The sequence below is a fragment of the Sporolactobacillus sp. CQH2019 genome (assembly GCF_028765345.1).
GTDB lineage: Bacteria > Bacillota > Bacilli > Bacillales > Sporolactobacillaceae > Sporolactobacillus.
Window position 1 is genome coordinate 398,622 of the sequence record NZ_JARAJZ010000002.1, and the last position, 20,656, is coordinate 419,277.

Genomic DNA, 20,656 nt, shown 5'->3' on the forward strand with positions numbered 1-20,656 from the left:
CCATTTTTAATTCAAACATGCTTCAAATTTATTTAGCTGTTTTTGCCTTTTCAGCAAGCGTTGCAAATGCATTCGCATCATGAACGGCGAGATCGGCCAGCATCTTCCGGTTGACCTCAATACCGGCCGTCTTTAAGCCGTGGATCAGCTTGCTGTAAGATAAACCGTTGATCCGGGCCGCGGCATTAATCCGCGCAATCCACAATTTGCGAAAATTACGTTTGGTCTGACGGCGGTCGCGATAAGCATAGGTCAGCGATTTGAAGACCTGCTCCTGAGCCACCTTGAATAATTTATGTTTAGCACCGAAATAGCCCTTGGCCAGTTTCAGCACTCTTTTGCGTCTGCGCCGCGTCACATATCCGCCTTTTACTCTTGCCATTATAAAAACCTCCTAAATAGGCCGTTCGAAACGTCCGGAAAAATGGCTGCCGAATCCCCGCATCAGCCTGTGAGCCGCTCCCGACAACTCATCGAGAGATCCCAACGGCAAACCATACGTGTCCCCGTCGAAGGCACTGCATTCCATGAAGCCTGTACGCCCCTCAGACTGTGCTTTCACGGCCATCCTGCTTTTATTTTTCCGCGCCGCCGAACAGACTTTAAAAAATATGAAAATCGGCTACGTTCTTATTTAATTAAGCGTTGATCATTTTCTTGACTTTATTTGCCAAAGTAGATGTTGCGATGGCGCTCTTACGCAGATTGCGTTTTTGCTTCTGAGATTTGTGGCTCATCATATGGCTTGTGTACGAATGGTTCCGTTTCATTTTTCCGGTGCCCGTTTTCTTGAAACGCTTTGCGGCACCCTTGTGTGTTTTCATTTTTGGCATAAAAATTCCTCCTACGGAGCCCCTTCAATCGCGCTCCTTGATTACTTACTTAACTTTTCGGCCTTAGGGGCAAGCACTAAGAACATGCTTCGGCCTTCCATTTTCGGCTTTGCCTCAATCACGCTGATATCCGCGCATTCCTGAGCCAGTTTTTCAAGAACCTGCCGTCCGAGATCGGAGTGCGTGATCGCCCGTCCCCGGAAACGGACAGAGGCCTTCACCTTATCGCCGTTCTCAAGAAACTTTTTTGCATTGCGCATTTTCGTATTGAAGTCATGTTCCTCAATACTCGGGCTCAGGCGAATTTCCTTGATGCTGATCACTTTCTGATTTTTGCGGGCTTCCCGGTCCTTTTTCTGCTGTTCGAAACGGTATTTGCCGTAGTCCATGATGCGGCAAACCGGAGGTCTGGCACCAGGCGCAACCATGACCAGATCAAGATTGACATGATGAGCCAGAGCCAAAGCTTCCGACTTGCTTTTAATGCCGACTTGTTCCCCATTTTGACCAATCAGCCGGACCTGCTGAGCGCGGATCCCCTCGTTGACAATCATTTCTTTGCTAATATCGAGCCACCTCCAAAATATTTTAAAAATAAGATCCGGGACCGGATGAACATAAAGACAAGTGCAGGACAGAGACCGCCCCGGCCGCGGCAGTCGGCAGCGGACAGGCCGTGGAACGCGGATTCGGTCTGAAACTTGCACGAACGACTTCTGCAGCAGTCAAACAAAAATGCGAGCGCATAAACGCCCGCATTGAAAATTCAACCTTATATTCAAACCCGACAACAGCAATTCTGCGTCGTCCCAGGTGAGAAGCCGGGCGCCTCTGCTTTCATCAATATTAAATCACGTTTCCACTATAGCACGCCAATATGCTTTTTGCAAGGCCTGCGCCCCGCCTCCCGGATTCCGGAAAATCAACTTCCATTCGTGAACGTTTTAACGGCCGGCATGCTGCTCTTTACGACCGGAAATTATTTAACGACCGGTTTTTTCGTGACCCTTTTCTTAATTTCTTCAAGTATGGCGGCTTTAAATGTCTCGTACGGGACCGTGTTGGATTCCTGTTCGCCGTATTTGCGGACATTGATCGTGCTGCTCTCGATTTCATGATCGCCGACGACAAGTGTGTACGGAATTTTATGCGTCTGAGCGTCGCGGATCTTGTAGCCCAGCTTTTCCGCACGGCGATCGGCGTGTGCCCGGATGCCGGTCGCTTTTAAATCATGCTCGAGTTTAGAGGCATAGTCCAGATGGACATCGGCAACCGGTATGAGCTCGGCCTGAACGGGCGCCAGCCACGTCGGGAACGCGCCGGCAAAATGTTCGATCAGGATGCCGAAGAAGCGGTCAAGCGAACCGTAAATGGCGCGATGAATGACCACCGGACGCACCTTTTCATTATTTTCGTCGATATAAGTCAGATCAAATTTTTCCGGCATTTGATAATCGAGCTGGATCGTCGCGCATTGATGGCTCCGCCCCAGAGCGTCCTTAATATGAAAATCAATTTTTGGACCGTAGAAGGCGCCGTCGCCCTCATTAATGCTGTACGGCATATTCATATCTTCCAATACGTGGCTTAGAGAAGCTTCCGCCTGATCCCAAAGTTCAATACTGCCCATATGGTCTTCCGGGCGGGTCGAGAGCTCCACTGTATACTCAAAGCCGAAGGTGCTGTATATTTTGCCGATCAGCTCAAAAATGTTTTTAATTTCACTTTCGATCTGATCCGGCCGGACAAAGATATGCGCATCGTCCTGACAGAATGTGCGGACCCGCAGCATACCGTTCAGCGCCCCGCTGAGTTCGTGACGGTGAACCTGGCCGAATTCGGCAATCCTTATCGGAAGATCGCGGTAGGAATGAAGGGTATCTTTATAAATCAGCATATGGCCCGGACAATTCATCGGCTTCAGGGCGTAGCTGATATCATCCACCTTGGTAAAGTACATATTCTCATGGTAATGATCCCAGTGGCCGGAGTTTTCCCAAAGTCTCTGATTCATCATCAGGGGCGTACGTACCTCCTGATAATCGGCTTGCCGCTGCAGCTCACGTGAGAAATTTTCCAATTCCGTGCGGACGATCTGTCCGTTTGCCAGATAGAAGGGCATTCCGGGTGCCTCCTCGGAAAACATGAACAGTCCGAGCTGTTTGCCAAGCTTGCGATGATCTCTTTTTTGTGCCTCTTCGAGAAAATGGAGATGGCCGTCAAGATCTTTCTGATTCAGGAACGCGACGCCGTAAACGCGCTGCAGCATCTTATTATTGCTGTCGCCGCGCCAGTAGGCACCGGCAACGCTCATCAGTTTAAAGGATCTAATCCTGCCGGTGGAAGGCAGGTGCGGCCCGCGGCAAAGATCTACATATTCACCCTGCCTGTAGATCGTGATGGCCGCGTCTTCAGGAAGATCGTGAATCAGCTCAAGCTTCAAAGGATCATTTATTTCCGTAAAAATCTGAACGGCTTTCTCACGGGAAACCTCTTCACGGACAATCGGCAGATTTTCGGCAACAATTTTTTTCATTTCTTTTTCAATCGCCGGAAAATCTTCCTTTGTCAGGGAATGCGACAGGTCTACATCATAATAAAAGCCGTTTTCAATAACAGGTCCGATTCCAAGCCTGACTTCGGGATAGAGACGTCTCAGCGCCTGGGCGAGCAGGTGCGCACAGCTGTGCCTCATGATCGCGATTCCCTCGTCGGAATCAAGGGAAATTATTTCAATCGAAGCATCTTCTTCAATCGGTCGTGTCAAATCATACAAATTATGATTGACTTTCCCGGCCACCGCTTTTTTCTTAAGGCTCGATGATATCGACGCCGCGATCTCCGCCGTGGTCACACCCGACTGGAATTCCTTCACCTTATGATCGGGAAACGTGATATGAATAACTGACATGAAAGAACACTCCTTTGACTTCAACTCAGTGATGCGATTTCTTCGAAAGAAGAGGTGATGGATGGAAAAGCTTCGTATCTGCGGAAAAAGCACCCGTCCGCAAAAGGGACGAGTGCTTTCTCGTGGTTCCACCCAATTTCCTGTCCGGGCGACTCTGCCGGCCAATTTGTTAGCCTGCTTAACAGCGCACGTGACAGCTCAGGAATCTGATAACGGAATAAGCCGTCGGCGGATACTCGTGTTCTCCGCCAAAGTTCAGAGGTGGTAAGCTTTCCGCACTGTTAGGAATTCGCACCCTCATTCCTTCTCTGAAAACAGTTCCGAAAAACCCATGTCCTCATCGTCACCGATCATCTATTGAAATCTATTTTTGATTATAGGACGTCCGCGGACGGAAATCAAGTTCATTCGCTCGGCCAAAAAAGCGAGAAGAAACGGGCGGCCGCTGCTGAAAAGCGCGGAGCGCCGGGCCTCTCAGAACGCAGGCAGCGGATTCAGGCTTTAATTTTTTCCCGATTATCCATCAGAAAATCAAAAAGCATGTCGCTGCTGACCTGTTTTGCCTCTTTCTCCAGCCCGAGCTGGCGAAGAATTTCCAGACCGATCGGAAGCGCGGTCCCTGCGGCTCTCGACGTAATGATATTTCCGGAAACAACGACAGGATCTTCAACATAGTCGGCATCCTTGATGTGGCTACGGAAATTCGGATTGCTCGTCACCGTCTCGCCCTTCAGAACACCGGCCCGTTCCAGAGCAATCGGCGCGGCACAGATGGCGGCAACCTTCCTGCCTTCTTCCTTATAATAACGGATCAGTTCCTGCACCCGTTCATCGTCCCTCAGCGTCGTTGCACCTTTTGCTCCGCCGGGAAGATAGATGCCGTCGAAGTCCGTGAATGGGCCGGCATCGATCGTCGTATCCGCCTGAATCACGATCTTCCGGGATCCTTCAACTTGTTTATTTTCAAGAGCGCACAGGACAACGCCGACGCCTCCCCTCCGAAGCACATCGATGACAGTCACCGCTTCCGTTTCTTCAAAACCGTCCGCCAGCAAGACAAGAAATTTTTTCAATGAATTCACCTCCGGAAATATATTGATACATTTATCGTAGCATATTGGGAAGCATCCTTTCAAAATTTCCGGCTTTTTAAGTACATAGAATAATGATGGCCGCTCAAAATATTTTCAAACAGCGGTTATTAGAAAATTAGGCCGTCCACACCCCAAAAAACAAAATCGGCAGGTGCCATTGCCGTTTTTTTAAGAGATCCTCCTGATTATCTGTAATATCGCGAATAATCGATCCGTCTGTCGAGCATTTGTTCCATCAGCATTTTGATTCTTTGTTCATCTTCATAACGCTGCTGAACGGATGGCGGCCGCCTGACAGTGATCGTCAGTGTGAGGTCAAGAAAGTTCAGTCTCAGCATTCGATTCCCTCCTCCCCGTTTTTGAATGGCTTGATTCATCAGTACCGATGCTGCAGGATACGTGCCGTTTTTTAATAAAAATGCCGGCATATCTTTCGCCTCCTATTTGTAATTAAGCGATTTATATAAAAACCCGCCATAGATGCACAGCCGGTCCTATATACAGAAAAAGGCCCTGACGGCGTGAAGCCGAAACGGCCTTATCCTAAAAAGGGCGCAAAAAGACCGCAGTCATTGATGACCTGCGGTTTGTTTCAGTGATTAAAATTTTTCAATGATTCAAACGATCTGCTCCCGAGGCCGTCACAACGTGATATTCAATTGGTGAAACTGAATAAATGAGTCCGTTATTCATCACCATTGTGACAAGCCTCCTTAAAAACTTATATAACACTTTTATTCTATATGGAAAAAATTGTCTTGTAAAGCCCTTTTTGTATTTTTAATGATTATCCTTCTTATTCTTCCAGATCGTAAAGTGCACCGTCAGCCGGCCTCAATTCTCCCCAGTGGCTCATCCGGGCCGGCGGGTTGCGCTCCCATGTGTCAATCGCACATCGGCCCATCCGGGATGATCGTCCCGCTGAGTATCGCTTATTACCTTTCAGATGAGCGGATGACGGATTCACACGCCCGGTCGGCCGGGTACGTGAACTGAAGGAGCCTCGGTTATTATTCCGTGTTCGCCCTCGTCATCGGTGAATAGCCGGCCTCGTTTTCCGCGGCAAAACTGCTGGGGAGAAAGCAGACACGGTCTTCAAATACCTGATGCAGCGTTTTCATCATCCCATGCTCCGGCCGGTCGGTATAGACAACGACCTGCTTCGGCGCCAGGGCAATCAGCGTCAGAATAATCGACGGCTCTGCCTCAATGCCCCACTGTTTTAACAGCGGATAGAAGGAGCGCACCGACTGCACATTGCGGATCAGCCGGTGATGATCGTCAAATAATTTGAAGGGCGATTCGTCAAACACTTCTATTTTTTCACAAAGCGGTTTATAAGCCCGTATAATCCGGCGCAGTTTGTCAATGAATACCTGATATTCCTGCTCCAGCTTGTATTCATCAATCGCAATCTCGACAAAACGGCGGAGCCCTTCCCGATAAGCCGTCAGCCGGAATCTGAGAATCGACTGAAAGGACAGCGTACCGTGCTCCGTCAGGATGTCGGCCAGCGAATCGATAATCAGCTGTTTGCGATCGGGCAGTCCGTCCGTCTGCGGAAGATCGTTCTTCTCGCCGGCAAAAATAGCGGCAACAATGCCCAGTATGGCAACCTTTTCCTCCGGTTCGCTAAAAAAATAATGTCTCTCGATGATTTCTGTCAGCCATTTTTTTTCATACCTGTCAATAATGAACCGTGAAATAAAACGGGCAAATTCTTTATATTCGGACTCATTCTCCGGAAAAACGGCCAGACGGCTGTTGATCAGGAGCACACTCGCCGTCTGTCTGAAAGTGGAAGGCAGCCCTCTGTAAAAATCAACAGCTTCCTGCCTGGTTTCAAATGCAATATCCAATGGTTCATCCTCCCCGTCCCATCTTATATAAAAACTATATGGGAGGGAGGTGCGGATCATGCTCCCGCTGCCGTCTTTTCTTTCAAAAAAGTTCTATGCTTATTCTGCCGGCCGCCGATCCTGCAACTGCGGAAACGCTTCCGGCCCCGCAGCTACCTGCGATTGGCGCCCTCCATCCGGACAAGTGCGGTATAATGACGGATGCGTTCCATCAGGCGCTCGGCCTTAACACTTTCCACACCGCTTTTCTGCGAATACGAAAAATGATCCTCCAGTTCATCATAATCAAAATTGGATGTATACAGTGTCGGGAGATGTTCCATGATCCGGTACTGGAGAATACTGCCGAGCACTTCGTCGCGGATCCACGGCGTCATCGTTTCCGCCCCGATGTCGTCGAGAATCAGAACGGGGGTTTTCTTCAGAACATCGACTTTTCTATCCACAGAATTGTCCTGAATGGCCCCTTTGATTTCCCGGAAAAAATCTGGTGCGTAGACAATCAGCGAAGCGATCGAACGGCGTTCGGCCAGACGATTCATCACTGCACCCATCAAATACGTTTTTCCGATGCCGAACCGTCCGCAGACATACAGCCCTTTTGCGCTTCCGCCGTCGAGATAGGATTTGACAAAATCACCCGCAGCTTTCAGCGCCTGCTGACGCCCCGGTTCCCGTTTATCGATCGTCTCAAACGTTGCCTGCAGGATGTCTTTCGGGACATAGTAACTGCGAATTAACCGGCTCTGCCGCCGGCTCGCCGTTCGTTTCTGAAACAGGGGGCACGGGGAAAAAGCAAGGACCGGTCTGCCCTTGTCGTTCATCAGCTCCGGCCTGTATCCCTGCATCATATTCGGGCACTTGTCCAGCCCCGGACAATGATCGCAATGGTTCCATTCTTCGGCAAACTGATACAGCTCCGAGACGTTTTTCATCCAGACCGGTCTTGTAATCTGCGGATTCTGCCGGACAAAGCCGGCAATCCGCGGATTCGCGGCCAGCAGTTTATCCGCCAGGCGTTCCCGGTCCTGCTGAATGCCCCGCTCATCTGCAATATCCCGCAGTACCGATTTGATTGGCTCCATTTCTTCGCCCCCCGCTTTTTGTGATTAGATGCTATTTAAATAGTCTTCAAGCCACTTGGCCCGTTTTTGAGCTTCTTCTTCCGTAACCCCGTCCGGACGTTTGCCGCCCGCCTTGTCCCGATTTTTCATCCACTTCGGAACGACTTCGCTGCGGGCCCTGCCCGGCTGTTTGCGGTTTGCCGCCGGCCTCTTTGCTGCTGACGGCAGTTTCTGCTGTGTATGTTTTTTCTTTTCTTCGCGGGCCACAGACATTGCGTTGCGCACGGTCCGGACGTTTTCCCGCGACCATTGGGCAGCTACTTTCTCAACAAAAGATTTGTTTAAATTATTATCGTTCACCTTCGAAATATAATCAATCAGTACATTGATCACACCGGGATTCAATTTTGTATCGAACATCAGATTTTCCACCAGACGCAGATCGGGCGCCGCTGGTTTGCTGCCGTGTCCGAGCTCCTCAAGCAATTGATACGGCGAGTTCGTCTCATACCAGGAAATCAGCTGCTCTTCCTCAGTCTGAGGCACTTTATCGCTCATCTCGCAGGCCTCCGCCGGCTGCGTCCGTTCATATAAAGCCGGCATCTCATTCGGCCCATGCTCCAGGCGGTAATAGTCCCGAACTTCTTTTCTGAGCAGGCCGATATCCACCGTCCCCGTATGCAGAGACGCCGATTCGACGGCCCGGCTCATGTCAAAGGGGTCCGTCTGATAGACGCAGGCAAGTTTCTCAATGGCGTCTCTGACATCTTCAGTCAGTGCTTCCCCGGAAACAATGGCGTCGGACAGATAATTCTTCAGCTGACTGAAATCAAAATGGCTGCGGAACTTCAGTCTTTGCGGATGTGCACGATCCTCCCAGCGTGTGTCCTCCTGCAGGTCGCGGGAAAATTCGCTGCTCGGAATGGATTCAAAGACTTCGTCAAAAGCGGCGGACAAATCCTCAAAGCCCTCTGAATCCGGGGGCTGCTCGAGAAATAGCTCGCTTAAACGATGATAATCCTTCGAGCCGATCTGGTGATAGAGAAAGACGTTCAGCAGCCCGTCATTAAAAAACTGATTCGGTGTGAGCGGCGGCACCAGCAGATACATAAAGAAAGCGGGATCCGACTGCTTTTTCTTCAGCGTCCGGAGCAGGCCGACTGCTTCAAGCTTCTTTCTCGCCTGAAGAATGCGGTCGAGCGAAAGATTCATTGTTCCCATCAAATGGTGATGAGTCGCCGTCTGATCGTTTTGCCCGCGCCCCGTCTCCTGCCGCAGCGAAAAATAGAGACTCGTCGCTTCAATACCGACGAGCGGCTGATAAAGCTGTGTGATAATTTTCTGATCATAATAATTGAGAAGTCCGTCCGCTCTGACCGTATAATGATCGCCCGGAAGCACTTCTCTCCATGATTGCAGCATATTTGTCCCCCCTTCCGTATCATCCTGTCCTGTATAAAGAGGGCGTTCAAAAAGTTCAGGATACGCCTTGGGCGCATAATCGCTGCCACAGGCTCTTGTTTTACAAAACGGAGCCGCATCGGTCTCTTTACCGATTCTCCCTCAGCCGCATCCAAAAAGATCAGGTCAGCCGTCCCCATCCTTTCGGCTGTTTTTGGCTTTTTCCAGCTGATCCTTCAGTTCCTGAATCTCCTGTGCAAATACATTGATATCTTTGAACTGACGATAGACCGAAGCAAAACGTACATAGGCTACTTCATCGACTTTGGCCAGCTCATTCATCACCATCTCGCCGATTTCATGACTGTTCACTTCAGAACGCCCGTCATCGCGAAGCTTTTTCTCCACGCTGTTCGCCAGGTTTTCAAGCTTTTCCAGAGGGACCGGACGCTTTTCGCATGCCTTAATGAGCCCGCGCAGGATCTTGTTGCTGCTGAAAGCCTCGCGATTGTCGCCCTTCTTCACAACGATCAAAGGAGTCTCTTCGACTTTTTCAAAAGTTGTGAATCGGTAATGACAAAATTCGCACTCTCTCCTTCTGCGAATCGCCCGCCCGCTGTTCACGGGACGGGAATCCAGTACCTTGGTCCCGTCTTTTTTACAGCTTGGACAGCGCATTCTCTCCACCTCAATCCAAGTATTAGATGTTAGTTTTATTTTATCGTACAAGGAGCCGGATGAAAAGCAAAGGTCTGCACCTGCGGAACAAAACGGTGAAAATTATAAAAGATTCCATTGTTTTAAAATGGACTGAAGCTGCCTGACCGTTTCTTCGACTGAACCGTTATTATCAATGACTGCATCAGCCATTTTTTTCTTTTCCTCAAGGGACATCTGCGCATCAATCCGGGCCAGCGCTTCCGTTTCCGTGAAATGGTTTCTCGACATCAGCCGCCTGAGTTGATTGTCTTTCGAAACATAGACGACAAGGGTCTTATCCGTCCACCGATCAAGAGACCCCTCAAACAGCAGAGGAATATCAAGAAAAACGGCACGGGCACCCGATTCCCGGAATTGTTTCACTCGGGATCCGATCCGTTCCCTGATCAGCGGATGAAGCAGTTCATTAAGCTGCCGGCGCTTTTTTTCATCATTGAAAATCAATCTGCCGAGTGCCTGCCGGTCCAGTGTCCCGTTCTTCAGAATGATGTCCTGCCCGAAAACACCGGCTATTGCGGATAAACCCGGTTCACCGGGAGCAACCACTTCGCGTGCGATCCGGTCTGCGTCGATCAGTGGATAGCGGCGGGCTCTCAGCCAGTCGGACACTGTGGTTTTCCCGCTGGCTATTCCGCCCGTCAGTCCGACTTTAATCATGATCCCGTCACCCGAATCTGGCAGGCGGGACAGAAATGTGTGCCCCTTCCGCCCACTTTTATCTTCTCTATTGCCGTCCCGCACCTTGGGCACGGCATCCCTTTGCGTCCGTATACCTGCAATTTCTGTTGAAAAAAACCGGCGTGCCCCCGGCTGTTCACAAAGGTCCGGATCGTGCTTCCGCCCATTTTCACGGCCTCCCCGAGCGTTTCGACGATCGCTTCGTGCAGCGTTTTAATCTGCGGCATCGTTAGATCCGCGGCAGGAGTAAGCGGGTGGATACGTGCTCTGAAAAGCGCTTCGTCCGTATAAATATTTCCCAGTCCGACAACCGCGCGCTGATCCAGCAGCATCGGTTTGACAGCCCGCGTCGTTTTTCGGCAGCTCAGCGCCAGGCTTTCTGCCGAAAAAGAGTTTGAGAACGGTTCGGGCCCCAGCTCTTTGAGCGGAAGCATCCTCCATTCCTCGCCCTTCCTGAAAAGATGCATCGTCCCGAATTTACGGACATCGCGATAACGCAGGGAGGTATCGTCGGTAAAATGAAAAATGACATGAGTATATGGGTCGACGGGAACGTTCTCCCGATCCAGTCTGTATCTTCCTTCCATTCTCAGGTGGGAAACAAGGACCTTGCTGTCGAAGCAAAAAAGCAAAAATTTGCCTCTCCGGCCGACATGATGCAGCGTTTCGCCCGCCATCAGCCGGGCAAACTCTCCGGCATCCTGCGGACGCCTGATAATTTTGGGCCAGCGGATCTCGACATGCTCAACCGTTTTGCCGATGACCAGTTCATTCAGTGTTCTTTTGACGGTTTCTACTTCCGGTAGTTCCGGCATTGCCTGCTCTCCCTTTTTCATAAAGGTCAGCGGATTCCCTGAAAAGCTGATCGGAAATCGCTGAACCCGGTTCGATGGGCCGCGCGGCGTATTCGCGCCGCCCGCTCCCGGATCATTTGGCGTCGTACCAGGTCGGACCGTACGCGCATTCCACTTTTAACGGAACATTCAGCGTAATGGCATGTTCCATGACCTCCGGTACGATCTGCTTCATTCTTTCAATTTCCTCTTCGGGAACTTCAAAAATCAGTTCATCATGCACCTGAAGCAGCATGCGTGATTTTAGATGTTCCTCGGCCAGCCGGCGATCCATGATGACCATCGCTTTCTTGATCACATCGGCGGCACTGCCCTGAATCGGCGTGTTCATCGCCGTCCGTTCGGCAAAGCTGCGCAGATTGTAATTGCGGCTTGTGATCTCCGGCAGATAGCGCCGCCTGTTTAGTAAAGTTGTCACAAAACCGGATTTTCTCGCTTTTTGGACGATCTCTTTCATGTAGCGTTGAACGCCCGGATAGCTTTCCAAGTATTTTTCAATAAACCGGCCCGCTTCTTTTCGCGTGATCCCGAGGTTTTGCGACAGGCCGTAGTCGCTGATTCCATAAATGATGCCAAAATTGACGGCTTTTGCATGGCGGCGCATCAGTGCCGTCACCTCGTCCTTTTCCACACCAAAAACATCCATCGCTGTCTTGGTGTGGATGTCCAGCCCGTCAATGAACGCCTGTTTCAGGTTCGTATCGTCGGCAATATGAGCGAGCACTCGAAGTTCAATCTGGGAATAGTCCGCCGAAAACATTTGCCATCCGGGTTCAGACGGCAGGAAAGCTTTGCGGATCTTGCGGCCCTCTTCAAGTCTGATCGGTATATTCTGTAGATTCGGGTCTGTCGAGCTGAGCCGGCCCGTCTGGGTCAGCGACTGATTGTAGCATGTATGGACTTTACCCGTTTTCGGATTGATCACCTTAAGCAAGCCTTCAACATACGTGGATTTCAGCTTGCCCAGCTGGCGGTAATCAAGAATTTTGCCGACGATTTCGTGACGGCCGCGCAGTTTCTCCAAAACATCCGCGGCCGTAGAATAGCCTGTTTTTGTTTTTTTTACAGGCGGAAGCATCAGCTTTTCGAACAGCACCTCTCCAAGCTGCTTCGGAGAATTGATGTTAAACGATACACTCGCCGAACGATAAATATCCTGTTCGATCACTTCGAGAGTCGCGTCCAGTTCCCTGCCCATTGCCTTCAGCGTCTCACCGCTTGTTTTAACGCCGGTAAACTCCATTCTGGCCAGTACGCGCGACAGCGGCATTTCAAGTTCCGAAAGCAGCTGTTCCTGCTGATTGGTTCTCAATTTCTCTTCAAGTATCGGTTTCAGGGCAAACAGCACCGCCGCTTTGCGCCCCAAGTGGCCGGCCTGACCGTTTCCTTCCGGAATGACCCGTTTGGCGCCTTTCCCGTAAAAAGCATCGTCTGTTTCGACATCCGTGATGCCTCTTTTTTGAGCCACCACTGCCAGATCCTGCCCGGCCTCGGACGGATCGATAAGATAAGAGGCCAGCCCGACGTCGAAAACGAGGCCGTTCAGTTTTTGTCCACGCCAATTCAGGGCGACTTCTGCCTGTTTCCCGTCAAGGACGATCTTCTCCTGCGCGCCGTCTGCCAGCCAGCGACAGAAGAGCGGATCATGCAGCCCTTTATCCGTCTGAATAAAATAAGTGCCGCTTTTATTGGAAACGGCAAAGCCGAGGATGTCCGCGTAATGATAGTTTTCATCCAGTATTTCCACAACCAGCGCACTCGGAGACACAAGCTGATCCTTGGAAAAAGATTCAACAGCCTCTATTTTGATCGGCGCCATCGCGGACGGTTCCTTCTCCTTCTGCGGAAGGTCCATTTTCTCAAGCAGCGACTGAAAGCCGAGCTCACGGAACAGTTCTGTTAATTCGGGTGTGGTTTTGTTTTCAAAAGCACAGTCATCGAGAGCAACTTGTACCGGCGAATTCCTGTCGATCGTTGCGATTTGCTTGCTCATCAGCGCCTGATCACGATTGGCCCCGAGATTTTCTTTCAATTTCTTCCCGGAGACCCTGTCAAGCTGCTGATAGACGCCCTCAACCGTCCCGAACTGTTTCAGCAGCTTGATCGCCGTCTTCTCTCCGACGCCCGGAACACCGGGAATGTTGTCGGAAGCGTCTCCCATCAGGCCTTTCAGATCGATGACGCCTTCAGGATCGATTCCGTAACGTTCTCTGACTTTTTGAATATCGTAGACAGTGGTGTCGGTAATTCCTTTTTTAATCAGCGAGACATTGACGCGGTCCCCGACAAGCTGCAGATAATCCCTGTCGCCGGTAATAATGTCTACTGCGAACCCCGCCTCTTGCGCTCTTTTTGACAGCGTGCCGACAATATCGTCCGCTTCATAATTGTCAAGATCATATCGTTTGATGCCCATTGCATCGAGCAGCTGATAAACAAACGGAAGCTGCTGAGAAAGTTCGGGAGGCGTTTTCTGACGCCCGCCTTTATAGTCTTTGAAAGTGCTGTGCCGGAAAGTGGTCTTGCCGGCATCAAAAGCAACGAGAAGATGGGTCGGCTGCTCCTCTTCGATCGCTTTCAGAAGCATCATGGTGAATCCGTATACGGCATTCGTATACATACCCCTGTTGTTGCTCAGTAATGGGAGCGCAAAAAAAGCGCGATAAACAACATTGTTGCCGTCTATTAGAACAAGTTTCTTCATGCTATCCTCCTGGAGTGCAAAACATCCGTTCTTTCCTCGCTTTTTATTTTAAAGCAAGATGACGCTTTTATCCAATCGGCGGCCGCGTTTTTTTGAAAGATATGGTAAATGTCGTTCCCTTGCCGGGTTCGCTCTTAACGTCTATGCTGCCTTCATGCACTTCAACCAAATGCTTGACGATGGCAAGCCCAAGCCCGGTACCGCCCGAATCGCGGCTCCTGGCTTTATCGACGCGATAGAAGCGTTCAAATATTCTTGGTATCTGTTCTTTTTCAATACCGATTCCGTTATCTGAAATGATAAACTTTGACTTATCAGCTGTTTCTTTGACGGAAAGGACAATTCTGCCCTGTTCGGGAGTATAGGAGATCGCATTGGTGATCAGATTAATCATAATCTGGCGAATGCGGTACGGATCGCCAAGCGCCCAGCCTTCATCGCCCGGAAGCCGGTCAATGGCAATCTTTTTCCCGTCGGCCTTTTCTTTAAAAATCAATAAAGCTGCGTCCAGCAATTTGGAGAGAGAGACCTTCTGCCATTGAATCGTGAAATGCTCGCGTTCGATTTTTGACAGATCGAGCAGATCTTTGATCAGGTTCTGGAGCCGTCTGCCTTCGTGAAGAATGATATTTAAAAACTGCGTTTCAAGCTGCTTATCGTCCTTGGCTCCGTCAAGCAGCGTCTCGGTAAAACCAATCAGTGAAGTAATCGGCGTTTTCAGTTCATGAGAGACATTGGCAACGAAGTCTTTGCGCATGTTTTCCAACTTCTTAATTTCCGTAATATCGTGGAAAACAACCACAATGCCTTTGACTTTTTTATGGTGGTCGAGAATCGGCGCGCAGGAGACATCGAAATGTTTCCTTTCAATATGCACGGTCAGCTGAAGTTGTTTTTTCAATCGCTTTTTGGACTGAAAAGCCTCATCGATCATCTCTTTCACCTCATCGTAGGGGATTACCTCCTGATAGTCGGCAAGTTCCCAATGAGATGCGGCTGTTTTAAAGTCTTCTTTAAAGGTCTTATTAACATAATCAATCCGGCCGTTGCCGTCAATAAAAAGCAGCCCGTTGCCGATATTTTCAATAAGCGTCGTCATGCTGTCCCTTTGGCTGGAATAGGACCGGTTTATCTCATGAAGAGTTTCGGAAAGGCGATTCATTGCCAGGTTCAGCCGCAGGACACTTTCCCGTTTGACACTGTCCGAAGCTGTCAGGTGGTAGGATCCGTCAAGTATATTTTCCGCCATCCGTGCCGCAAACCGAATCGGGACATCATAGGAACGCACGAGATAGTCCCGATAGAAAAGCAGGCCCAGGCCGAGAACAAAGAAAAAAAAGTAAAGCAGACCCAGCCCGACTACGACCGTTTTGCTGCTTTCCAGCCGCAGATAGCCGATAATCTGCCGATCCGCTTTTAACGGAGTTATGTATACAGAGGAATTCGCCGTCTCATAAAAAACATTCGATTGATTTGAGGAAAGCGCTTCTCTGCTTTGATTCTTTGAAGAGTAGAGCACATGGCGGTCCCTGTCATAAATGGCAATCTTAACCGGCAATTTTTGCGCATAGGCTGTCAGTCCCTCCCGCGCATGCGCCAAATCGAGAGATCCGTCATGAACCGTTATGGATTGAATCCAGCTGCTTCGATCCGCCATCCTCTCCTGATCCAGTTGAGAACAGGCAACCTGAACAACCTGGTTGAGAACAAAAATAAGAAACAATAGGCCGGCAATCACTAATCCCCAGCGGATCCATACGTTTTTTTCAAGCTTTCGGCTCTTCAAGTTTATAACCCAACCCTCTTACAGTCTTTATATAGAGCGGTTTTCGTGTCATGTCTTCTATTTTTTCTCTGAGATGGCTGACGTGGACATCGACAATGCGTGTGTCGCCGGCAAATTCATAGTTCCACACGGCGTTCAGCAGCTGCTCCCGGGTCAGCACTCTGCCCTTGTGCTGCATCATGTAGACAAGCAGCTCGAACTCTTTCGGAGTCAGAAGCAGCTCCTGATCTTTAAACGTCGCTTCAAAATTATTCGGATAGACCTTAATATCGCCGGCAGTCAGAATTTCATTCTGTTCCTGTTTTCCAATATCGGTACGGCGCAAAATAGCTTTGACACGGGCAACTACCTCGCGCGGACTGAACGGTTTGGTCATATAGTCGTCTGCGCCCAGTTCAAGGCCAAGTATTTTATCGAGCTCGTCGTCGCGTGCAGTCAGCATTAGAATCGGAATAAAGATGAAATCCTGGCGAAGTCTCTTGCAAACATCCATGCCATCCATTTCGGGAAGCATCAGATCAAGAACGATCAGATCCGGATGCTGTTCTTTGACTATCGACAATGCATCGGAGCCATTCCCGGCTGTGATGACCTCATAACCCGATTTTTTTAGATTAAAAGAGAGTAAGGTCACAATGGACGGTTCATCGTCGACAACCAGTATTTTTTTAGCCAAGACGGACCCTCCCCCTGTTTGTGTGATCCGAACATTACTATAGAACTTCGTGTTTCGATCAGCCAAATCGTCCGCAAATATAATCCGACGTGCTTTTCTTTTCAGGTGCCGTGAAAAGTGTTTTTGTCGTGCCGAATTCAACTAATTCGCCCTGGTAGAAGAAAGCGGTATAATCGGCGATTCGGGCAGCCTGCTGCATATTGTGGGTGACAATGACAATCGTGTATTCTTTTTTGAGCTGAAGGAGCAGTTCCTCGATTTTCGCACTGGAAACAGGATCAAGCGCCGAAGTCGGTTCGTCAAGAAGAATCACGGCCGGTTTCAGAGCAAGCGCGCGCGCAATGCACAAACGCTGCTGCTGCCCGCCCGACAGGCCGATGGCGGACCGGTCCAGACGATCTTTTACTTCTTCCCACAGCCCGACCTGTTTCAGGCAGCTTTCCGTGACGTCTTTCAATCTTTTTTTGTTGTGGATACCTGCAAATTTCAGAGGAAGCTGAATATTCTCGCTGATTGATTTTGGAAACGGGTTCGGCTGCTGAAAGACCATCCCGATTTCCGTACGCAGCTTCACGACATCTACTTTCGGACTTAATATATTGACTCCGCGATATTCGATATTCCCTTCGCATCTTGCAGAGGGAATCAAGTCGTTCATCCTGTTTATCGTACGGATAAATGTCGATTTTCCGCACCCGGACGGACCGATCAGAGCAGTAATCGATTTTTCATGAATCGGCATATTTACATCTTTCACCGCATGATTATCACCATAGTAAATATTTGTGTCTTGAACATTTATTAAAACAGGACGATCCTCGGCTTCGCTATTTACAAAGGACGTAATTTTATTTTCCATCTGGACTACCATCTTCTTTTCCTCCCCATTATCTTCCTGATAATTTTTGATTAACGACTTTACCGAGACCCCGCGCAAGCAAGTTAAACAACAGGACACAGATGACCAGAACAGCCGATGAACCGTTAGCCACTGTCTGGATATCGGGTATGATTCCTGATGTATTGACCGCCCAGATATGAACCGACAGTGTTTCAGCAGAACGGAATAAATTCAGAGGTGAATTCGGCGATACGGGATTCCAATCCGTAAAATTGAGATCCGGAGTGGACATTCCGGCTGTAAACAGCAGAGCCGCAGATTCACCGAATACCCGCCCTGCGGACAGGATAATTCCTGTTAAAATGCTTGGAAAAGCTTCCGGGAGAAGAATGGTCTTAATGGTATGCCAATGAGTGAGTCCGAGAGCGAGGCCCCCCTCTTTTTGATGAAGCGGCAAGGAACGGAAACCGTCTTCGGTCACCCGGACGATAACCGGAAGATTAAAAACCGTTAACGCGAGTGCACCGGAAAGAACAGAAAATTTGAAGCCGAAGTAATTGACGAAAATCAGCATGCCGAACATCCCGACAACGATGGAAGGCAAGGATGCAAGCACTTCAACGCACGAACGGATGAAAGAAGTCAGTTTACCAGGCCGGGCATATTCAGCGAGGTAGATTCCTCCGCTCGTGCCGATCGGGACGGTCAGTATCATCGTGATGATCAGGACGTAGAACGAATTCCAGAGCTGATCTTTGATCCCGCCCCCGGCCATAAAAGCGCTCGATTCCGACGTAAGGAAGTGCCAGGAGACACTCGGAATGCCTTTTATTAAAATATAACCCAGTAAAGCCGCCAGAGTAGCCACCATAATCAACGCACAAAAAACGATCAGTGAAAGAGCGATGCGATTGGTCACCTTGCTGTTCATCACGCATTCCTCCTTCTGGAAAGCAGCCTGAGAATGAGAATAAAGATATAGGATATGATTAATAGAATCAGTCCCAGTGACCAAAGAGCATCATTGACCCGGCTGCCGGAAATCGTATCGCCCATGCTTAAGGTAATGATCGTTGTTAAAGTGGCGGTGGGATCAAAAATAGAGTGAGGAAATTTAGTTGCGTTGCCAATGACCATCTGAACGGCCAATGCCTCTCCGAATGCCCGGGACATGCCGAGAACGATAGCCGTTATAAGACTCGATCCGGCTGCCGGAATAACGACTCTCCAGATCGTCTGCCATTTTGTGGCACCGATGGCATAGGATGCCTCGCGCAGCGAATCCGGAACCGCACGTATGCTGTCCGCGGCAATACTCGTAACGGTAGGCAGAATCATAATACCAACGACAATCGCTCCTGCCAGCAGGTTGAATCCGGAACCTCCGAAATGAACACGCATAAACGGAACGATCGTGGTCAGTCCGATAAATCCATAGACAACAGAAGGGATGCCGACAAGGATCTCAATAACGGGCTGCAGCAATTTCTGGCCCCATTTTTTAGCCAGCTCCGCCATAAATATGGCGGACCCGATGGCAACGGGTGTAGCAATCAGTGCCGACAGCAAAGTAACGGACATCGAACCGAAGATAAATGCGAAGGCCCCGAAAGACGGATTTTTTGTCTGATCGGGATTCCAATCCGTTCCCGTAATAAAAGTCCAAAAGTTTATATGATCGACGAAAAAGGACCGTAACCCCTGAAGCGTCAGGAACAATGTGATAGCGACAACCGCTACGATGACGATGATGGCACTGCCGAAGATGATAACTTTTCCCCTGGATTCACTGTATCGGTCGGTGAACCTCTTAATCAAACCTTTTTCTCTTAACAACGATGATTCTGAACGGCCATCCGACGGGCTGATCATCGCTTTGCTGATTTTCATCGTTACACCTCATTTTTTACAACTCAGAGCATTTTTCATAGATACGACGGTAAGCGGGATGTAAAATACAAATCCCGCTTAGCCGTCGACAGCTTAAATTCATCTTATTTTCTAATTAAGTACATAACATCCGGTTTATTTGTTTGTTGTCTTGCCGGAAGCATCACGTACGACTTGCATTTTGTTAACCGTCAGATAGCCTTGTGCCGGAAGATCCTTCGTCTGAACGGTGTCACTCATCATGTAATCGATGAACGCTTTGGCAAGGCCTGTCGGTGCGCCCTTCGTATACATGTGTTCATAAGACCAAACCGGGAATTTGCCGCTGGCGACGTTGTCTTCCGTAGCCTGTACTCCGTCAATGGAGAGTTTAACGATCGATTTGTCACCGGCAGTGAAATAAGAGAGGGCAAGATAGCCGATTGCGCCAGGAGTCTGAGCAACGATCTTCTTAACCGTGTTGGACGAATCCTGAGTAATACCTTCTGCAGGGGTCTTGTTATCCAGAGCGAACTGATCGAAAGTTGCTCTCGTACCTGAAGTGGCAGAACGGTTTACCAACGTAATCTTCACATTTTTACCGCCGACCTGGCTCCAGTTCGTGACCTGACCGGTGAAAACTTTCTGAAGGTCTGCCTTCGAAAGATTCGTTACGCCGACCTGGGGATTGACAGCGGCCGTCATGCCGACGACGGCTACTTTGTTGTCAGTCAATGCTGATGCGTCAATGCCTTTTTTGCTTTCTGCAAAAATGTCGGAGTTGCCGATGTCAAAGTTGCCGGCCGATACTTCACTCAATCCGGTACCGCTGCCGCCGCCCTGGACGTCGATCTGAACATTAGGATTCTTGTCCATAAATTCTTTTGCAGCTTGTGCAGCAAGCGGCTGCAGGGCCGTTGAACCGCCGATTGTCAGCTTACCTGAAAGTGGTGCAGAGCTCGAAGCACTGGATTTTGAGCTGGAGCTCGATGTGCTGCTTCCTGAGCTGCTTCCGTTCCCGCATGCGCCGAGGACCAGCGTCAGGGCAAGAACAAGAAACAAGCCAATCGTTAGCAAGCTTTTCTTTTTCATGAGAATGTTTTCCCCCTCAAGTTTTGAGTGACCTTATTGCACTTCCCATATTAAGGTTCCTCTTTTAATCGAGTATGAAGCCCATGTAAATATTTTGTAAACGCAATGGTTTACTTGTCGATTTACACGGAATTTTGCTGACTGCACACACTCCCTCTATAAAATAAATGTTTTCTTAGAATATCTCGTGTTTTCTCCGAATATCTAGCCTATCTGTTCTAAACTGAGATTGAAGTATGGATAATGCAGACAAATCATCAAAAATATGGATGGA

19 protein-coding genes are annotated in these 20,656 nt (G+C 49.4%); all 19 read right to left on the reverse strand.

Translation table 11 applies throughout. The annotated features are described in order from the left end of the window. Positions 1–28: 28 nt before the first annotated feature. A complete protein-coding gene (rplT, locus tag OYT88_RS04895) occupies positions 29–382 on the reverse strand; it encodes a 50S ribosomal protein L20 (protein ID WP_274398275.1) in 354 nt (117 codons plus the stop codon). A gap of 256 nt (positions 383–638) precedes the next feature. After that, on the reverse strand, positions 639–833 hold the full coding sequence (rpmI, locus tag OYT88_RS04900) for a 50S ribosomal protein L35 (RefSeq protein WP_274398276.1): 195 nt from the start codon (positions 831–833) through the stop codon (positions 639–641). Between the two features lie 41 nt (positions 834–874). Next, complete coding sequence (gene infC / locus OYT88_RS04905) at positions 875–1,387, reverse strand: translation initiation factor IF-3 (RefSeq protein WP_274398277.1); 513 nt, start codon at positions 1,385–1,387, stop codon at positions 875–877. A 425-nt stretch (positions 1,388–1,812) separates the two neighbouring features. After that, on the reverse strand, positions 1,813–3,744 hold the full coding sequence (thrS, locus tag OYT88_RS04910) for a threonine--tRNA ligase (RefSeq protein ID WP_274398278.1): 1,932 nt from the start codon (positions 3,742–3,744) through the stop codon (positions 1,813–1,815). Between the two features lie 494 nt (positions 3,745–4,238). Further along, a complete protein-coding gene (locus OYT88_RS04915) occupies positions 4,239–4,817 on the reverse strand; it encodes a DJ-1 family glyoxalase III (RefSeq protein ID WP_274398279.1) in 579 nt (192 codons plus the stop codon). A gap of 206 nt (positions 4,818–5,023) precedes the next feature. Beyond that, entirely contained in the window at positions 5,024–5,266 is a 243-nt protein-coding gene (locus OYT88_RS04920) for a YrzI family small protein (protein WP_274398280.1), read from the reverse strand. Between the two features lie 582 nt (positions 5,267–5,848). Beyond that, complete coding sequence (gene ytxC, locus OYT88_RS04925) at positions 5,849–6,697, reverse strand: putative sporulation protein YtxC (RefSeq protein WP_274398281.1); 849 nt, start codon at positions 6,695–6,697, stop codon at positions 5,849–5,851. A 152-nt stretch (positions 6,698–6,849) separates the two neighbouring features. Next, complete coding sequence (dnaI, locus tag OYT88_RS04930; protein WP_274398282.1) at positions 6,850–7,782, reverse strand: primosomal protein DnaI; 933 nt, start codon at positions 7,780–7,782, stop codon at positions 6,850–6,852. Between the two features lie 24 nt (positions 7,783–7,806). Further along, entirely contained in the window at positions 7,807–9,183 is a 1,377-nt protein-coding gene (locus tag OYT88_RS04935; protein ID WP_274398283.1) for a replication initiation and membrane attachment family protein, read from the reverse strand. Positions 9,184–9,348: 165 nt separating this feature from the next. Continuing rightward, a complete protein-coding gene (nrdR, locus tag OYT88_RS04940; RefSeq protein WP_274398284.1) occupies positions 9,349–9,840 on the reverse strand; it encodes a transcriptional regulator NrdR in 492 nt (163 codons plus the stop codon). Between the two features lie 102 nt (positions 9,841–9,942). After that, positions 9,943–10,542 (reverse strand): dephospho-CoA kinase, encoded by a 600-nt coding sequence (coaE, locus tag OYT88_RS04945; protein WP_274398312.1) that lies wholly within the window; start codon positions 10,540–10,542, stop codon positions 9,943–9,945. Beyond that, on the reverse strand, positions 10,536–11,375 hold the full coding sequence (gene mutM, locus OYT88_RS04950) for a DNA-formamidopyrimidine glycosylase (RefSeq protein WP_274398285.1): 840 nt from the start codon (positions 11,373–11,375) through the stop codon (positions 10,536–10,538). The genes coaE and mutM overlap by 7 nt, the downstream gene beginning before the upstream one ends. A gap of 112 nt (positions 11,376–11,487) precedes the next feature. Then, positions 11,488–14,118, reverse strand: coding sequence for a DNA polymerase I (polA, locus tag OYT88_RS04955; protein WP_274398286.1), 2,631 nt, complete (start codon positions 14,116–14,118; stop codon positions 11,488–11,490). 67 nt (positions 14,119–14,185) lie between these two features. Then, a complete protein-coding gene (pnpS, locus tag OYT88_RS04960; protein ID WP_274398287.1) occupies positions 14,186–15,904 on the reverse strand; it encodes a two-component system histidine kinase PnpS in 1,719 nt (572 codons plus the stop codon). After that, the gene (locus tag OYT88_RS04965) at positions 15,885–16,580 is read right to left on the reverse strand and encodes a response regulator transcription factor (protein WP_274398288.1); all 696 of its coding nucleotides are present in this window, start codon (positions 16,578–16,580) and stop codon (positions 15,885–15,887) included. Before OYT88_RS04965 ends, pnpS begins: the two co-directional genes overlap by 20 nt. A 58-nt stretch (positions 16,581–16,638) precedes the next feature. Continuing rightward, a complete protein-coding gene (gene pstB, locus OYT88_RS04970; RefSeq protein ID WP_274398314.1) occupies positions 16,639–17,439 on the reverse strand; it encodes a phosphate ABC transporter ATP-binding protein PstB in 801 nt (266 codons plus the stop codon). A 28-nt stretch (positions 17,440–17,467) separates the two neighbouring features. Then, the gene (gene pstA, locus OYT88_RS04975; RefSeq protein WP_274398289.1) at positions 17,468–18,352 is read right to left on the reverse strand and encodes a phosphate ABC transporter permease PstA; all 885 of its coding nucleotides are present in this window, start codon (positions 18,350–18,352) and stop codon (positions 17,468–17,470) included. Next, complete coding sequence (gene pstC, locus OYT88_RS04980) at positions 18,352–19,311, reverse strand: phosphate ABC transporter permease subunit PstC (RefSeq protein WP_274398290.1); 960 nt, start codon at positions 19,309–19,311, stop codon at positions 18,352–18,354. The genes pstA and pstC overlap by 1 nt, the downstream gene beginning before the upstream one ends. Positions 19,312–19,446: 135 nt before the next feature. Continuing rightward, complete coding sequence (locus tag OYT88_RS04985) at positions 19,447–20,382, reverse strand: phosphate ABC transporter substrate-binding protein (RefSeq protein WP_274398291.1); 936 nt, start codon at positions 20,380–20,382, stop codon at positions 19,447–19,449. Positions 20,383–20,656: the final 274 nt, after the last annotated feature.

Excerpts from the sequence above, each read along its gene's own strand:
- OYT88_RS04985 (WP_274398291.1), bottom strand. The coding sequence starts at position 20,382 with ATGAAAAAGAAAAGCTTGCTAACGATTGGCTTGTTTCTTGTTCTTGCC.
- rplT (WP_274398275.1), bottom strand. The coding sequence starts at position 382 with ATGGCAAGAGTAAAAGGCGGATATGTGACGCGGCGCAGACGCAAAAGA.
- pstC (WP_274398290.1), bottom strand. The coding sequence starts at position 19,311 with ATGAAAATCAGCAAAGCGATGATCAGCCCGTCGGATGGCCGTTCAGAA.
- pstB (WP_274398314.1), bottom strand. The coding sequence starts at position 17,439 with ATGGAAAATAAAATTACGTCCTTTGTAAATAGCGAAGCCGAGGATCGT.
- mutM (WP_274398285.1), bottom strand. The coding sequence starts at position 11,375 with ATGCCGGAACTACCGGAAGTAGAAACCGTCAAAAGAACACTGAATGAA.
- rpmI (WP_274398276.1), bottom strand. The coding sequence starts at position 833 with ATGCCAAAAATGAAAACACACAAGGGTGCCGCAAAGCGTTTCAAGAAA.
- nrdR (WP_274398284.1), bottom strand. The coding sequence starts at position 9,840 with ATGCGCTGTCCAAGCTGTAAAAAAGACGGGACCAAGGTACTGGATTCC.
- pstA (WP_274398289.1), bottom strand. The coding sequence starts at position 18,352 with ATGAACAGCAAGGTGACCAATCGCATCGCTCTTTCACTGATCGTTTTT.
- OYT88_RS04935 (WP_274398283.1), bottom strand. The coding sequence starts at position 9,183 with ATGCTGCAATCATGGAGAGAAGTGCTTCCGGGCGATCATTATACGGTC.
- thrS (WP_274398278.1), bottom strand. The coding sequence starts at position 3,744 with ATGTCAGTTATTCATATCACGTTTCCCGATCATAAGGTGAAGGAATTC.
- infC (WP_274398277.1), bottom strand. The coding sequence starts at position 1,387 with ATGATTGTCAACGAGGGGATCCGCGCTCAGCAGGTCCGGCTGATTGGT.
- OYT88_RS04920 (WP_274398280.1), bottom strand. The coding sequence starts at position 5,266 with ATGCCGGCATTTTTATTAAAAAACGGCACGTATCCTGCAGCATCGGTA.
- dnaI (WP_274398282.1), bottom strand. The coding sequence starts at position 7,782 with ATGGAGCCAATCAAATCGGTACTGCGGGATATTGCAGATGAGCGGGGC.
- polA (WP_274398286.1), bottom strand. The coding sequence starts at position 14,118 with ATGAAGAAACTTGTTCTAATAGACGGCAACAATGTTGTTTATCGCGCT.